The 15350-nt window shown below is 62.2% G+C and carries 12 protein-coding genes; 11 read left to right on the top strand and 1 reads right to left on the bottom strand.

Annotated elements, in window-relative coordinates; translation table 11 throughout:
- Positions 1 to 20 precede the first annotated feature (20 nt).
- From carA to BX591_RS06385, 4 genes are all read left to right on the top strand, one after another.
- Positions 21 to 1175 (top strand): glutamine-hydrolyzing carbamoyl-phosphate synthase small subunit, encoded by a 1155-nt coding sequence (carA, locus tag BX591_RS06370; protein WP_111929819.1) that lies wholly within the window; start codon positions 21 to 23, stop codon positions 1173 to 1175.
- A gap of 145 nt (positions 1176 to 1320) precedes the next feature.
- The gene (carB, locus tag BX591_RS06375) at positions 1321 to 4575 is read left to right on the top strand and encodes a carbamoyl-phosphate synthase large subunit (RefSeq protein WP_111929820.1); all 3255 of its coding nucleotides are present in this window, start codon (positions 1321 to 1323) and stop codon (positions 4573 to 4575) included.
- A 151-nt stretch (positions 4576 to 4726) separates the two neighbouring features.
- Positions 4727 to 5203 carry a transcription elongation factor GreA gene (greA, locus tag BX591_RS06380; protein WP_111929821.1) on the top strand — a complete coding sequence of 159 codons (477 nt, stop codon included), beginning with the start codon at positions 4727 to 4729 and terminating at the stop codon, positions 5201 to 5203.
- Between the two features lie 20 nt (positions 5204 to 5223).
- Positions 5224 to 5739, top strand: a complete 516-nt coding sequence (locus tag BX591_RS06385; RefSeq protein ID WP_111929924.1) for a DUF4149 domain-containing protein — start codon at positions 5224 to 5226, stop codon at positions 5737 to 5739.
- A 235-nt stretch (positions 5740 to 5974) separates the two neighbouring features.
- Here BX591_RS06385 and BX591_RS06390 read toward each other — a convergent pair whose 3' ends face one another.
- Positions 5975 to 6505 (bottom strand): YhbY family RNA-binding protein, encoded by a 531-nt coding sequence (locus BX591_RS06390; RefSeq protein WP_111929822.1) that lies wholly within the window; start codon positions 6503 to 6505, stop codon positions 5975 to 5977.
- Between the two features lie 201 nt (positions 6506 to 6706).
- On the opposite strand from BX591_RS06390, the gene BX591_RS06395 reads away from it, so the two are divergent.
- The 7 genes from BX591_RS06395 to pstA all read left to right on the top strand — a co-directional run bounded on the left by BX591_RS06395 (position 6707) and on the right by pstA (position 15334).
- Positions 6707 to 7369: an RlmE family RNA methyltransferase gene (locus BX591_RS06395; RefSeq protein ID WP_111929823.1), complete on the top strand. Its 663-nt coding sequence runs from the start codon at positions 6707 to 6709 to the stop codon at positions 7367 to 7369.
- Positions 7370 to 7557: 188 nt separating this feature from the next.
- Positions 7558 to 9450: an ATP-dependent zinc metalloprotease FtsH gene (gene ftsH / locus BX591_RS06400; RefSeq protein WP_111929824.1), complete on the top strand. Its 1893-nt coding sequence runs from the start codon at positions 7558 to 7560 to the stop codon at positions 9448 to 9450.
- 181 nt (positions 9451 to 9631) lie between these two features.
- Positions 9632 to 10468, top strand: a complete 837-nt coding sequence (gene folP, locus BX591_RS06405) for a dihydropteroate synthase (protein ID WP_420849345.1) — start codon at positions 9632 to 9634, stop codon at positions 10466 to 10468.
- A 3-nt stretch (positions 10469 to 10471) separates the two neighbouring features.
- Positions 10472 to 11830: a phosphoglucosamine mutase gene (gene glmM / locus BX591_RS06410; RefSeq protein WP_111929825.1), complete on the top strand. Its 1359-nt coding sequence runs from the start codon at positions 10472 to 10474 to the stop codon at positions 11828 to 11830.
- Between the two features lie 425 nt (positions 11831 to 12255).
- Complete coding sequence (gene pstS / locus BX591_RS06420; RefSeq protein ID WP_111929826.1) at positions 12256 to 13287, top strand: phosphate ABC transporter substrate-binding protein PstS; 1032 nt, start codon at positions 12256 to 12258, stop codon at positions 13285 to 13287.
- Between the two features lie 152 nt (positions 13288 to 13439).
- On the top strand, positions 13440 to 14441 hold the full coding sequence (gene pstC, locus BX591_RS06425) for a phosphate ABC transporter permease PstC (RefSeq protein ID WP_111929827.1): 1002 nt from the start codon (positions 13440 to 13442) through the stop codon (positions 14439 to 14441).
- Positions 14438 to 15334 (top strand): phosphate ABC transporter permease PstA, encoded by an 897-nt coding sequence (gene pstA, locus BX591_RS06430; protein WP_111929828.1) that lies wholly within the window; start codon positions 14438 to 14440, stop codon positions 15332 to 15334. Before pstC ends, pstA begins: the two co-directional genes overlap by 4 nt.
- Positions 15335 to 15350: the final 16 nt, after the last annotated feature.

Raw genomic sequence — 15350 nt, forward strand, 5'->3', positions numbered from 1 at the left:
GTTCCCCCAAGGAGTCTCCCGTGTTGCCGTCATTTTCTCCCGCTCTGCTCGCGCTCGCCGACGGCACGGTCTTTCGTGGTTACTCGATCGGCGCCCCCGGGCATACCATCGGCGAAGTCGTGTTCAACACCGCTATCACCGGCTATCAGGAAATCCTGACTGACCCGAGCTACGCGCGCCAGATCGTGACCCTCACGTATCCGCATATCGGCAACGTCGGCGTGAATGCCGAAGACGTCGAAGCCACGAAAGTCCATGCCGCCGGCCTGATCATCCGTGATCTGCCGGTTCTTGCGTCGAACTTCCGTATGGAGCGCACGCTCCCGCAATACCTCAAGGACGAAGGCGTGGTCGCCATCGCCGGTCTCGACACCCGCATGTTGACCCGCGTGCTGCGCGACAAGGGCGCGCAGAACGGCGCGATCCTCGCCGGTTCGGACGACGAGGCCAAGGCCATCGAACTCGCGCGCTCGTTCCCGGGCCTCTCGGGCATGGACCTCGCGAAGGTCGTGTCGACGAAGGAAAGCTACGAATGGACCCAGACCGAATGGCGTCTTGGCGAAGGCTACGGCACGCAGAAGGCGCCGAAGTACCGTGTCGTCGCGTTCGACTACGGCGTCAAGTACAACATTCTGCGCATGCTGGCCGAACGCGGCTGCCACGTCACCGTGCTACCGGCGCAAGCCAGCGCCGCTGACGCGCTCGCGCTCAACCCGGACGGCGTGTTCCTGTCGAACGGCCCGGGCGATCCGGAGCCGTGCGACTATGCGATCGCGGCCACCAAAGAGCTGATCGAGCGCGGCATTCCGACCTTCGGCATTTGCCTCGGCCATCAGATCATGGGCCTCGCGGTCGGCGCCAAAACCATGAAGATGAAGACCGGCCACCACGGCGCGAACCATCCGGTGAAAGATCTGGACGACGGCCGCGTGGTGATCACGTCGCAGAACCATGGCTTCGCGGTCGACGCCGCTACGCTGCCCGCCAACGCGCGTGCTACGCACGTTTCGCTGTTCGACGGCACGCTGCAAGGTTTCGCGCTGACGGACAAGCCGGCGTTCTGCTTCCAGGGTCACCCGGAAGCGTCGCCGGGTCCGCACGACATCGCCTATCTGTTCGACCGCTTCACGGCGTTGATGGACACGAAGAAGGCCGGCAAGACCGCCGCGGCTTAAGCGGAGCATGTGACGCGCCGCTCCGGCGGCGCGCGGTTCGCAGCGCGAGACGGCACCACGCGAAGCAAACCGCACACAGCAGAGCGCGCAACGTAGCACCACGCGCGCCAACGGAAAGAACACAGGAATATTTAGCGAGAGCGTTATGCCCAAGCGGACAGACATCAAGAGCATCCTCATTATCGGCGCGGGTCCGATCATCATCGGCCAGGCGTGCGAGTTCGATTACTCGGGCGCGCAGGCATGCAAGGCGCTGCGTGAGGAAGGCTACAAGGTCATCCTCGTCAACAGCAATCCGGCGACGATCATGACCGACCCGAACACGGCCGACGTCACCTACATCGAGCCGATCACGTGGGAAGTGGTGGAGCGCATCATCGCCAAGGAGCGCCCCGACGCGATCCTGCCGACCATGGGCGGCCAGACCGCGCTGAATTGCGCGCTGGATCTCCACGCGCACGGCGTGCTGGAGAAGTACAAGGTCGAGCTGATCGGCGCGTCGCCGGAAGCTATCGACAAGGCGGAAGACCGCCAGAAGTTCAAGGACGCGATGACCAAAATTGGTCTCGGTTCGGCCAAGTCGGGCACCGCGCATTCCATGGAAGAAGCGCTGGCCGTGCAAGCCGAAATCGCGGCGCTGACCGGTAGCGGCGGCTATCCGGTCGTGATTCGTCCGTCGTTCACGCTGGGCGGTTCGGGCGGCGGTATTGCGTACAACCGCGACGAGTTCGAAGAGATCTGCAAGCGCGGTCTGGACCTGTCGCCCACGCGCGAGTTGCTGATCGAAGAATCGCTGCTTGGCTGGAAAGAGTACGAGATGGAAGTGGTCCGCGACAAACAGGACAATTGCATCATCGTCTGCTCGATCGAAAATCTGGACCCGATGGGTATTCACACCGGCGACTCGATCACCGTCGCGCCGGCGCAAACGCTCACCGACAAGGAATACCAGATCCTGCGTAACGCGTCGCTCGCGGTGCTGCGGGAGATCGGCGTCGACACGGGCGGTTCGAACGTACAGTTCTCGATCAATCCGAAAGACGGCCGCATGGTCGTGATCGAAATGAATCCGCGCGTATCGCGTTCGTCGGCATTGGCGTCGAAGGCGACCGGTTTCCCGATCGCCAAGATCGCGGCGAAGCTCGCGGTCGGCTATTCGCTCGACGAATTGAAGAACGAAATCACCGGCGGCCAGACCCCGGCGTCGTTCGAGCCGACGATCGACTACGTCGTCACCAAGATCCCGCGTTTCGCGTTCGAGAAATTCCGCGAAGCCGATTCACGCCTGACCACGCAGATGAAGTCGGTCGGTGAGGTGATGGCGATCGGCCGCACCTTCCAGGAATCGTTCCAGAAGGCACTGCGCGGTCTGGAAGTCGGCGTCGACGGTCTGGACGAAAAGACCGACAACCGCGACGAGATCATCCGCGAAATCGGCGAAGCCGGTCCGGATCGTATCTGGTACGTGGGCGACGCGTTCCGTATCGGCATGACGGCCGAAGAGATTTTCGAAGAAACCTCGATCGACCCGTGGTTCCTCGCGCAGATCGAGCAGATCATCCTGAAGGAAAAGGCGCTGAGCGGCCGGTCGCTGGCGAGCCTCTCGAAGGAAGAGCTGAAGTACCTGAAGCAGAGCGGCTTCTCGGATCGCCGTCTGGCTAAACTGCTCGGCGCGAAGCCGGCGGAAGTGCGTCAGCGTCGTATCGAACTGAACGTGCGCCCGGTGTACAAGCGCGTCGACACCTGCGCGGCCGAGTTCGCGACCAAAACCGCATACATGTACTCGACCTATGAGGAAGAGTGCGAAGCGAATCCCACCAGCAACAAGAAAATCATGGTGCTGGGCGGCGGCCCGAACCGGATCGGCCAGGGCATCGAGTTCGACTACTGCTGCGTGCACGCCGCGCTCGCCATGCGCGAAGACGGCTACGAAACGATCATGGTCAACTGCAACCCTGAAACCGTGTCGACCGACTACGACACGTCCGACCGCCTGTACTTCGAATCGCTGACGCTCGAAGACGTGCTCGAAATCGTCGACAAGGAAAAGCCGGTCGGCGTGATCGTGCAATACGGCGGTCAGACGCCGTTGAAGCTCGCGCTCGACCTCGAAGCGAACGGTGTACCGATCGTCGGCACGTCGCCGGACATGATCGACGCCGCGGAAGACCGCGAGCGCTTCCAGAAGCTGCTGCAGGACCTCGGTCTGCGTCAGCCGCCGAACCGCACTGCGCGCGCCGAAGACGAAGCGCTCAAGCTCGCCGACGAAATCGGTTACCCGCTGGTGGTGCGTCCGTCGTATGTGCTGGGCGGCCGCGCGATGGAAATCGTTCACGAGCCGCGCGACCTCGAGCGCTATATGCGCGAAGCCGTGAAGGTGTCGAACGATTCGCCGGTGCTGCTCGACCGTTTCCTGAACGACGCGATCGAATGTGACGTAGACTGCATTTCGGACGGCGAAGCGGTGTTCATCGGCGGCGTGATGGAGCATATCGAGCAGGCGGGCGTTCACTCGGGCGACTCGGCTTGCTCGTTGCCGCCGTACTCGCTGTCGCAGGAAACCGTCGCTGAACTGAAGCGTCAAACCGCCGCCATGGCCAAGGCGCTGAACGTGATCGGCCTGATGAACGTGCAGTTCGCGATTCAGCAGGTGCCGCAGGCGGATGGCTCGAAAGAAGACGTCATCTACGTGCTTGAAGTGAATCCGCGTGCGTCGCGTACCGTGCCGTACGTGTCGAAGGCGACCAGCCTGCCGCTCGCGAAAATCGCGGCGCGCGCAATGGTCGGCCAGAAGCTCGCCGACCAGGGCGTGACGAAGGAAATCGTTCCGCCGTACTTCAGCGTGAAAGAAGCCGTGTTCCCGTTCGTCAAATTCCCGGCAGTCGACCCGGTGCTCGGACCGGAAATGCGCTCCACCGGCGAAGTGATGGGCGTGGGTCAGACGTTCGGCGAAGCGCTGTTCAAGTCGCAACTCGCGGCGGGTTCGCGTCTGCCGGAAACCGGCACGGTGCTGCTGACTGTGATGGACGCCGACAAGCCCAAGGCTGTCGAAGTCGCGCGCATGCTTCACGAACTCGGCTATCCGATCGTCGCAACCAAGGGCACGGCTGCCGCGATCGAATCGGCCGGTGTGCCGGTAAAGGTCGTCAACAAGGTGAAGGACGGTCGTCCGCACATCGTCGACATGATCAAGAACGGCGAGATCGCGCTGGTCTTCACGACCGTCGACGAAACCCGCGCCGCGATCGCGGACTCGCGTTCAATCCGCATGAGCGCGCAGGCGAACAAGGTCACGTACTACACGACGATGTCCGGCGCGCGTGCCGCGGTAGAGGGTTTGCGCTATTTGAAGAACCTCGAAGTCTATGATTTACAAGGGCTGCACGCTCGCCTAAACTAAGGCTTCGAATACCTGTCCAAGATGTAAGTGCCGCGGTTAAGCGGCGTTCCGCAGGTGCTGTGGTCCCGGTTTTGCCCGGTCCGCCGCGTCCCACGGAATGCACTTAACCGCGGTGATTTTTTTTACGGCTGTTTTTTGCATAGAGTTGTTTATGAGCACTGTTCCATTGACGAAGCGCGGCGCGGAAATGTTGCGCGATGAGTTGCAGCGCCTGAAATCGGTTGAGCGTCCGTCGGTGATCAATTCGATCGCCGAAGCGCGTGCCCAGGGCGATCTGTCGGAAAACGCGGAATACGACGCGGCGAAAGAAAAGCAGGGCTTTATCGAAGGCCGCATTGCCGAGATCGAATCGAAGCTTGCCGGTGCGCAAGTGATCGATCCGGCCTTGGTCGAAGCGGACGGCCGCGTGGTGTTCGGTGCGACGGTCGAACTCGAAGACCTCGATTCGGGCGCACCGGTCAAGTATCAGATCGTCGGCGACGACGAAGCGGACATCGACCACGGGCTGATCTCGATCAGCTCGCCGATCGCGCGCGCGTTGATCGGTAAGTCCGAAGGCGACGTGGCTTCGGTGCAGGCGCCGAGCGGCGTGCGCGAATACGAAATCATCACGGTGAGCTACGTTTGAAAGCGGCGCCGGTATCCTTGATGCCGCATCGTTTCTTCCGCCTGTTGACGGTGGTCTGGGTCGGGAGTCTGTTGACTATCGGCTATGCGGTCGCGCCGGTGTTGTTCACGTCGCTCGACCGGATTTCTGCTGGTGCAGTGGCGGCGCAACTGTTTCGCATCGAGGGTGTGCTGGGCGCCGTGTGCGGCATTTTGCTGCTGGGGCTGGCCAACGTGCTGGTGCGACGTGGGGCCAATGCTTATCGCCAGTTGCGCTGGCTGATTGTCGGCATGCTGGTGTGCGTGCTGGTCGGCTACTTCGCGTTGCAGCCGTTCATGAATGCAATACGCATTGCCGCGCTGCAGGCGGGTACCGATGTCGGGCATTCGGCTTATGCGACACGCTTCGGAGTTCTGCACGGCGTGTCGAGTCTGTTTTATCTGATCGAGAGCCTGCTGGGTGTCGCGCTGGTGTGGAAGCTGCCAGCGGGCGCCGGGATTGTGGCGGCGGAGCAGCAGGGTACGGCTCGTGATGCAGCGGGGAAGGTTGCCGGCTGAACGCGTTTGCGTGCCATGCCTGGCGTATAAACGCGCGTGCGGCGTGGCGGCCTTGATGAGACTTGGCTGCCTGGCTGATTGCTTGCTCAACCAGCCGCGATCTGCCCGGTGCAACGCTGCACGACAGCGTTGCTAAATTCCCGACGGTTGCTGCTGTTGGCACAAGTCCGGCAACGCGGGCCTGTGCCGATTGAAGCCCAAGGTGCGGACCTCGCCCGCACCTCTCACCACCCGTTTATTTCGACGACTGATGCGCACGCTTCGCGCTGGTTTGGCGCTTCTTGGCGCGCTTGATGTTGCCGCCTTGCGTGACGCGTTCATTGCCACGCACCACGACTGCTTTGGCCTTCGGCTTGCGCATTGGGATTTCGCTGGGCTTTACCACGGTAACGACGCGCGGCGCGCGGCCTTTACCCGGTTTGGCTTCCACAGCGGCTTCGCGAGCGCTCGGCAGGGCGCCGCGTTTGGTCTTCGCTGCCGGTTTTTCGGCCGCTTCCGGCTTCCAGATCACCAGCAGCTTGCCGATATGCTGAATCGGCGCGGCGTTCAGTTTGTCGCAGATTTGTTCGTAAATCGAGATGCGTTCTTCGCGGTCGTCGCCGAACACGCGGATTTTGATCAACTGGTGCGCGCCCAGGTGAACCTTGATTTCGGTCAGGACAGCGTCGGTCAAACCTTCGGCGCCGACGAGCACGACCGGTTTGAGCGCATGTGCCTGGGAGCGCAACTCGGCGCGTTGATCGGTAGAAACTTTGAGGGCGGACATGGAAAGTGGGAGACTCGACTAAAATGGCGGCACCTGCGTTTCCGATCCAGTCGTTCGATTGGCTCGATCGGGGCGGTTCGGCAGGGCGGCGCGTCAGAACATCAGAATCGCGGATGGCAGCCAGTTTTGGCGGTGTCCGCGCGAATTAACCGCGTATTATCCGCTAAAGCGCGACATGACGCAGCAAGAGTTCAACGTTTAATGGCAAAAAACAAGTTCAATACCGCGTGGCTGCACGACCACATCAACGATCCCTACGTGAAAATGGCGCAGCGGGAGGGCTATCGCGCCCGCGCGGCCTATAAGCTCAAGGAAATCGACGAGCAGGACAAGCTGATCCGACCGGGGCAGGTGATCGTCGATCTGGGCTCGGTGCCGGGTAGCTGGAGCCAGTACGCACGCAACAAACTGGCAAAAGGCTCGCAACGCGACGCCGAACGCCAGGGTGGCATCGACGGGACCATCATCGCGCTGGACATGCTGCCCATGGAGCCGATCTCCGACGTTCACTTCATTCAAGGCGACTTCCGCGAAGACTCGGTGGTGCTCCAACTGGAAGAATTGGTCGGAGAACGTCAGGTCGACCTTGTAATTTCGGATATGGCGCCCAACCTGTCGGGGGTGGCGGTGGCGGATGCCGCGCGAATCGAGCATCTGTGTGATCTTGCGATGGAATTCTCGCAAAATCACCTGAAGCCGGATGGTGCCCTTTTAGTCAAATGTTTTCATGGCAGCGGTTACAGCCAGATTGTCGAAAAGTTCAAGCATCAGTTCAAGGTGGTGGCGGCCCGCAAGCCGAAAGCGTCGCGGGACAAGTCGTCAGAAACGTTTATTTTGGGTAAGCATCTCAAGCGGCCCGCATAGGGGCGCTGCAGGACGGATCCGCATCTGCCGATAATGGCTCATGGCGTTGGAAATCGGCGCTGTAAATGCCCGCTACGCTATTTCTGTGGTAGCGAAACCTTATGGCAGGGGTCTGCGGACTGGATTAGAATGCTTTCGTGGTGCCGCAAGGCAAATGTAGGCGCCCGTCTAAGTGAAGGAGTGGTGCTTTGAACAACAATATGTTTTCGAAGGCAGCAGTGTGGCTGGTTATCGCACTGGTGCTGTTTACGGTGTTCAAGCAGTTCGACAAGCCCCGTGTCCAGGAAGGCGTTTCCTATTCGCAGTTCATGGACGACGCAAAGGCTGGCAAAGTCAAGAACGTCATTGTCCAGGGGCGTAACCTCACGGTCACTCCAGCAGACGGCCAGAAATACCAGATCGTGTCGCCCGGCGACATCTGGATGGTCGGCGATCTGATGAAGTATGGCGTTCAGGTGAGCGGCAAGGCTGACGACGAACCGAACGCGCTGGTGTCGGCGCTGTATTACCTCGGGCCGACGATCCTGATCATCGGTTTCTGGTTCTACATGATGAGGCAGATGCAGGGAGGCGGGAAAGGCGGGGCGTTCTCGTTCGGTAAATCCCGTGCGCGCCTGATCGACGAAAACAACAACGCAATCAATTTCACCGACGTCGCCGGTTGCGACGAAGCAAAAGAAGAAGTCTCCGAACTGGTCGACTTCCTGCGTGATCCGCAGAAATTCCAGAAGCTCGGCGGGCGGATTCCGCGCGGCGTGCTGCTGGTCGGCCCGCCGGGAACCGGTAAAACGCTGCTGGCGCGCGCCATCGCCGGTGAGGCGAAGGTGCCGTTCTTCAGCATCTCGGGTTCGGACTTCGTGGAAATGTTCGTCGGTGTCGGCGCGGCTCGTGTGCGCGACATGTTCGAGCAGGCCAAGAAGCACGCCCCGTGCATCGTGTTCATCGACGAAATCGACGCGGTCGGCCGTCATCGTGGGGCCGGCATGGGCGGCGGTAACGACGAACGCGAACAGACCCTGAACCAGATGCTGGTCGAGATGGACGGTTTCGAAGCGAACTCCGGTGTGATCGTGATCGCTGCCACGAACCGTTCGGACGTGCTCGATAAGGCGTTGCTGCGTCCGGGTCGCTTCGACCGTCAGGTGTATGTCGGTCTGCCGGACATTCGCGGTCGTGAACACATCATGAAGGTTCACCTGCGCAAGGTGCCGATTTCGAACGACGTCGACGCAGCGGTGATCGCACGCGGCACGCCGGGTTTCTCGGGCGCGGACCTCGCGAATCTCGTGAACGAAGCGGCACTGTTCGCGGCTCGTCGCGGCAAACGCATCGTCGAGATGAACGACTTCGAAGACGCGAAAGACAAGATCTTCATGGGTCCGGAGCGCAAGTCGGCTGTGATTCGCGAAGAATCGAAGCGCGCCACGGCGTACCATGAATCGGGCCATGCGGTGATCGCCAAGCTGTTGCCGAAGGCCGATCCGGTGCATAAGGTCACGATCATTCCGCGCGGTCGTGCCCTCGGCGTCACGTGGCAGTTGCCGGAGCACGACAACGAAACGTACTCGAAAGACTACCTGCTCGATCGTCTGGCGATCCTGTTCGGCGGTCGCGTAGCGGAAGAGTTGTTCCTGAACCTGATCAGCACCGGCGCGTCGGACGACTTCAACAAGGCCACGCAAACCGCGCGTGCCATGGTGGCTCGCTTCGGCATGACGGACGCACTCGGACCGATGGTCTACGTCGACGACGAAAACGACGCAACGCCGTTCGGCCGTGGTTTCACGCGGACCATTTCGGAAGCGACGCAGCAAAAGGTCGACGCGGAAATCCGTCGTGTGCTGGACGAGCAGTACAACCTCGCCAAGCGCCTGCTGGACGAAAACCGCGACAAGGTCGAAGCCATGACCGCCGCGCTGATGGAGTGGGAAACGATCGACGCCGATCAGATCAACGACATCATGGCAGGTCGTCCGCCACGCTCGCCGAAGTCCAGTTCGACGCCGTCGGCCAGCGACGCCTCGTCGGGCGGTAGCCCGGGCACCGAGGTGAAGCCGGGTAGCGCAACCGCGCCGGCTTGATGAGCCAATAGTAGAAAGTGCGGGCCGGTGTGTTTTCACACCGGCCCGTTTTGCATTTATCTTGTTTTATTTGATGCATCGCTACGTGTCGAAAGTCGATTTTTCTCCCGCTCCGTTGCCGCCGTTGCCCGAGCCGCTGCAGTGCGGACGCTTCAAGCTGACCTTTGAACGCCCGCTGGTCATGGGCATCCTGAACATCACGCCGGACTCGTTTTCCGACGGCGGTCAATACGCCATGCGCGGCGATGCGCTGCGCCAGGCTGAGCGTATGCTGCTCGACGGCGCGGACATCATCGATATTGGCGGCGAGTCCACCCGGCCCGGCGCGCCACCGGTGCCGCTCGACGAAGAACTGGAACGGGTGATTCCACTCGTCGAGCAGCTTCGCGCGGCGAACGTGCCGTTGTCGATCGATACCTACAAGCCCGAAGTGATGCGTCATGCGTTGAGCGCGGGCGCCGATCTGATCAACGACATCTGGGGCTTCCGCATGCCCGGTGCTATCGACGCAGTACGCAATAGCGACTGCGGTCTATGTGTAATGCATATGCTCGGCGAACCGCAAACCATGCAGCTCGGCGAGCCTGTCTATGATGATGTAGTGGGTGAAGTCCGGCAGTTTCTCGAAGAACGTGTGGCCGCGTTGGCGCAGGCAGGCGTTGTACGCGCGCGTATCAGCGTGGATCCGGGCTTCGGCTTCGGCAAGGCAGTCATTGAACACAACTACGCTTTGCTCGCGCATCTACGGGACACAGCGCCGCGGGCCGATTCGCCGTACCCGATTCTTGCGGGCATGTCGCGCAAGTCGATGGTCGGCGCGGTGATCGGGCGTCCGGCGCCGGAGCGCATTGCCGGCAGCGTCGCCGCCGCCGTGTGTGCCGCCGAGCGGGGCGCGGCGATTCTGCGCGTGCATGACGTCGCGCAAACAGTAGATGCATTGAAAGTGTGGGCCGCCATGCGCGATGCTGCAATCAGCCGCCCGCAGGCTGGAACCCGAAAAAATCAAGGAGGAAGATAAAACATGGCACGTCGTTATTTCGGAACGGATGGGATTCGAGGCAAGGTCGGCGAGGGCCCGATTACGCCGGAGTTCGTGTTGCGGCTCGGCTATGCGGCCGGCAAGGTGCTCGCGGGCGCGGACCGTTGGGCCAAAACCGGCGCCCGGCCGACCGTGCTGATCGGCAAGGACACGCGGGTGTCGGGCTATATGCTCGAAGCCGCGCTGGAAGCCGGCTTCTCGGCGGCAGGCGTCGACGTGATGCTGGCCGGCCCGATGCCGACTCCCGGTGTGGCCTATCTGACGCGCGCGTTGCGCTTAGCCGCGGGCGTGGTGATCAGTGCGTCGCACAACCCGTACTATGACAACGGCATCAAATTCTTCTCCGCCGACGGCAACAAGCTGCCCGACGAAGTGGAGTTGCAGATCGAAGAGCAGCTCGATTTGCCGCTCTCGTGCGCGGCATCCGAGCAACTCGGCAAGGCGCGACGTCTCGACGACGCCGCCGGCCGCTACATCGAATTCTGCAAGAGCACGTTCCCGGCCGCCTTCGATCTGCGCGGGCTGAAGCTGGTGGTGGATTGCGCGCACGGCGCCGCCTATGACATCGCGCCGCACGTGTTCCACGAGCTCGGCGCGGACGTGATCCCGATCGGCGTCGCGCCGAACGGTTTCAACATCAACGACGGCGTCGGCGCAACCGCGCCGGACGCGCTGGTGCGCGCGGTGCGCGCGAACCACGCCGACCTCGGCATCGCGCTCGACGGCGACGCCGATCGCCTGCAGATCGTCGACGCAGCCGGCCGCCTGTATAACGGCGATGAATTGCTCTACGTGCTGGTCAAGGATCGTGTTGCGACCGACGGCAAGGTGGAAGGCGCGGTCGGCACCTTGATGACCAACATGGCGGTGGAAGTCGCGCTGCAACGAGACGGCGTGAAGTTCGTCCGCGCGGCAGTGGGCGACCGCTACGTGCTCGAGCAGTTGCGCGAACACGGCTGGCAACTCGGCGCGGAAGGCTCCGGCCATATTCTCTCGCTCGACCGCCATTCGACCGGTGACGGCATCGTCTCCGCGCTGCTGGTGCTGGCGGCCATGAAGCGCAGCGAGCAGACGCTCGCCGATCTGCTCGACGGCGTCACGCTGTTCCCGCAAAAGCTGATCAACGTGCGCATGAAGCCCGACGCGGACTGGAAGGGCAGCGACACGATACGTCGCGCGATCGGTCATGCCGAGGAGGCGCTGAACGGGCGCGGCCGCGTGCTGATCCGCGCTTCCGGCACGGAGCCGGTTCTGCGCGTGATGGTGGAAGCGGAACATGCCGACGACGCGATCCGTCACGCTGAAGCGATTGCCGGCGCGGTCAAGCAAGCAACGGCTTAAATCTCGGGGGTGTGTCGAGCAGCGGCGGGGCGATCGTGAGGTCGCGCCGCCGCTGACCGTTTACGGCTTGGAAAATCCGGCTTGGAAAACGAGCCCGCCGCAAGCTTCGCAGCCCGCCGCCTCCGCACCTCGCAACCGCCCGCCCGCTTCGCAGCCAACAGCCTCCGCACCTGGCAACCACCGGCCGCACGCCTCACAACCATCCACCCTCACGCAAACGTTCGCGCCCCATCATTTTTGCCTAATCTTCAAAGCGGCAGCCGCCATTCCGTCAAACCGGCATTTCCTCCGTCGAAACGCCTTTCACCAGCGTAATCCTACTGTCACATCTGTTTCACGGTAAGTCACGTTACTGTCACAAAGAGACCCTAAGCTTCGCGGTGTTCGTGTTATTCGCTCACACCGCTCACACCTTGGAGAGTCTCATGAAATTGATGCACACCGTGTTCGCTGGCGTCGCTGGCGCGCTTTTCGCGATCGCCGCGCAAGCCGCAGACATCACCGGCGCGGGCAGCACCTTCGCAGCACCGATTTACACGAAGTGGGCTGACGCCTATCAGAAGACCGGCGGCGGTAAGGTCAACTATCAGGGCATCGGTTCGTCGGGCGGTATCAAGCAGATCGAAGCGAAGACCGTCGATTTCGCCGGCTCGGACGCTCCCCTGAAGGACGACGAACTCGCGAAGGCAGGCCTGTTCCAGTTCCCGACAGTGGTCGGCGGCGTGGTGCCGGTGGTCAACGTGCCGGGCGTGAAGGCTGGCGATCTGACGTTGTCGGGCGAAGTGCTCGGCGACATCTACCTGGGCAAGATCAAGAAGTGGAACGACCCGGCCATCGCCGCGCTGAACCCGAAGGTCAAGCTGCCGGACACCGACGTTGCCGTGGTTCGCCGCGCCGACGGTTCGGGCACCAGCTTCATCTGGACGAACTACCTGTCGAAGGTCAACGCAGACTGGAAGTCGAAGGTCGGTGAAGGCGCAACGGTCGCATGGCCGACGGGTACGGGCGGCAAGGGCAACGACGGCGTCGCGGCTTTCGTGCAACGTCTGCCGGGCGCGATCGGCTATGTGGAATGGGCGTACGCGAAGCAGAACCACATGACGTACGTCGCCATGAAGAATTCGACGGGCGCGGTGGTCGAGCCGAAGACGGAAACGTTCAAGGCAGCGGCAGCCGGTGCCGACTGGTCGAAGTCGTTCTACCAGATCCTGACGAACGAGCCGGGCAAGGACGCATGGCCGATCGTCGGCGCAACGTTCGTGCTGCTGCACACGGCGCAGGAAAAGCCGGCGCAAGGCACGGAAACGCTGAAGTTCTTCGACTGGGCGTTCAAGAACGGCACCCAGGCTGCAAACGATCTGGACTACATCTCGCTGCCGGATTCGGTGACGGCTGAAATCCGTTCGCAATGGAAGTCGAAGGTGAAAGACGCTTCGGGCAAGGCAATCGCCGAGTAAGTCACCGTAAGCGACGCGAGAGGCACGCGCTTCTCGCTACACATTGGCCGTCCCCGGTTGAGGACGGCCAATGGCATTGACCCCGCATAACCGGCAATACCGCCGCACGACAAGTGTCGAACGGCAACTGGAAACAGGTCCATCAGGCTCTCATGTCCGATATCCAATTAGCGTCCGGCGCCTCGCGCTCGACCCCGCCCGGCAGCGCCTCGCAGCAGAAAGCGCCCAGCCGTGCCGGCGACGTGATCTTCGGCGGCCTCGCGCGCCTCGCCGCCATCATCACGCTGTTGCTGCTCGGCGGCATCATCGTTTCGCTGATCGTCGCGTCCATGCCGTCGATCAAACAATTCGGTCTCGGCTTCCTGTGGACCGCGGACTGGGATCCACCCAGCAAGCAGTTCGGCGCACTGGTGCCGATCTACGGCACGATCGCCACCTCCCTCATTGCTCTCATCATCGCGGTGCCCGTCAGCTTCGGCATCGCGCTCTTTCTGACCGAACTCGCGCCGGCCTGGCTGCGTCGTCCGCTCGGTATCGCGATCGAACTGCTCGCCGCGATTCCGTCGATCGTGTACGGCATGTGGGGCCTGCTGGTGTTCGCGCCGATCTTCGCGCAGTGGTTCGAAAAGCCGCTCGGCGCCGTGCTCGGCGGCATTCCGTTCGTGGGCGCGCTGTTTCGGGGCGCACCGATCGGCATCGGCATTCTGTGCGCGGGCGTGATTCTCGCGATCATGATCATTCCCTACATCGCCTCGGTCATGCGCGACGTGTTCGAAGTCACGCCGGTGCTGCTGAAGGAATCGGCCTACGGCATCGGCTGCACGACGTGGGAAGTGATGTGGAAGATCGTGCTGCCCTTCACCAAGAGCGGCGTGATCGGCGGCGTGATGCTAGGCCTCGGCCGCGCGCTCGGCGAGACGATGGCGGTCACGTTCGTGATCGGCAACACCAATCTGCTCGATAACGTTTCGCTGTTTTCGCCGGGCAACAGCATCACGTCGGCGCTCGCCAACGAATTCGCCGAAGCGGATCCGGGCCTGCATACGTCGGCGCTGATGGAGCTCGGCCTGATCCTGTTCGTGATTACTTTCATCGTGCTGGCCATCTCTAAGTTCATGCTGCTTCGCCTCGAAAAAGGGGAGGGCGCGAAATGAGCCAGTCCACTCTGAATATGCCGGGTTCGCACGACGCCGTCGCGCTCGAAGCCATGCGCGTGCGTCTGCAAGGACGCCGCCGCTTCAAGAACGCCGTCGCGTTGACCATGTCGCTCGCCGCAATGGCGTTCGGCCTGGTGTGGCTCGTATGGATTCTCTATACGACCTTGCGTCTCGGGGTCGGTGGTTTGTCGGTCGAACTGTTCACGCAGTCGACGCCGCCGCCGAACACCGACGGCGGCGGTCTCGCCAACGCGATCGTGGGCAGCTTGATGCTGGTCGGTCTCGCCACTTTCGTCGGCACGCCGATCGGGATTCTCGCCGGCGTCTATCTCGCCGAATACGGCCAGAAAGGCTGGTTTGCGAGCCTCACGCGCTTCATCAACGACATTCTGCTGTCGGCGCCGTCGATCGTGGTCGGCCTGTTCGTCTACGCCCTGGTCGTGGCGAAGATGGGTCATTTCAGCGGCTGGGCCGGTGTGTTCGCGCTCGCGCTGCTGCAGATTCCGATCGTCATCCGCACCACCGAGAACATGCTGAAGCTGGTGCCGAACGCGCTGCGCGAAGCGGCCTTCGCGCTCGGCACGCCGAAGTGGAAGATGGTGCTGTCGATCACGCTGAAGGCGTCGATTGCGGGTATCGTCACCGGCGTGCTGCTCGGCGTCGCGCGGATCGCCGGCGAAACCGCGCCATTGCTGTTCACGGCGCTGTCCAACCAGTTCTTCTCATGGGACATGGGCCAACCGGTCGCGAACCTGCCGGTCACGATCTACAAGTTTGCGATGAGCCCGTTCGCGCAGTGGCAATCACTCGCGTGGGCCGGCGTCTTCCTGATCACGCTCGCGGTGCTGGGCTTGAATGTCCTCGCGCGCACGATCTTCACGAATAAGTAAGGGCGGAGTGTAATCC

The organism is Paraburkholderia bryophila (assembly GCF_003269035.1).
Taxonomy (GTDB): Bacteria; Pseudomonadota; Gammaproteobacteria; order Burkholderiales; family Burkholderiaceae; genus Paraburkholderia; species Paraburkholderia bryophila.

Excerpts from the sequence above, each read along its gene's own strand:
- folP (WP_420849345.1), top strand. The coding sequence starts at position 9,632 with ATGGGCATCCTGAACATCACGCCGGACTCGTTTTCCGACGGCGGTCAA.
- BX591_RS06390 (WP_111929822.1), bottom strand. The coding sequence starts at position 6,505 with ATGTCCGCCCTCAAAGTTTCTACCGATCAACGCGCCGAGTTGCGCTCC.
- carB (WP_111929820.1), top strand. The coding sequence starts at position 1,321 with ATGCCCAAGCGGACAGACATCAAGAGCATCCTCATTATCGGCGCGGGT.
- BX591_RS06385 (WP_111929924.1), top strand. The coding sequence starts at position 5,224 with ATGCCGCATCGTTTCTTCCGCCTGTTGACGGTGGTCTGGGTCGGGAGT.
- greA (WP_111929821.1), top strand. The coding sequence starts at position 4,727 with ATGAGCACTGTTCCATTGACGAAGCGCGGCGCGGAAATGTTGCGCGAT.
- pstA (WP_111929828.1), top strand. The coding sequence starts at position 14,438 with ATGAGCCAGTCCACTCTGAATATGCCGGGTTCGCACGACGCCGTCGCG.
- BX591_RS06395 (WP_111929823.1), top strand. The coding sequence starts at position 6,707 with ATGGCAAAAAACAAGTTCAATACCGCGTGGCTGCACGACCACATCAAC.
- glmM (WP_111929825.1), top strand. The coding sequence starts at position 10,472 with ATGGCACGTCGTTATTTCGGAACGGATGGGATTCGAGGCAAGGTCGGC.
- pstC (WP_111929827.1), top strand. The coding sequence starts at position 13,440 with ATGTCCGATATCCAATTAGCGTCCGGCGCCTCGCGCTCGACCCCGCCC.
- pstS (WP_111929826.1), top strand. The coding sequence starts at position 12,256 with ATGAAATTGATGCACACCGTGTTCGCTGGCGTCGCTGGCGCGCTTTTC.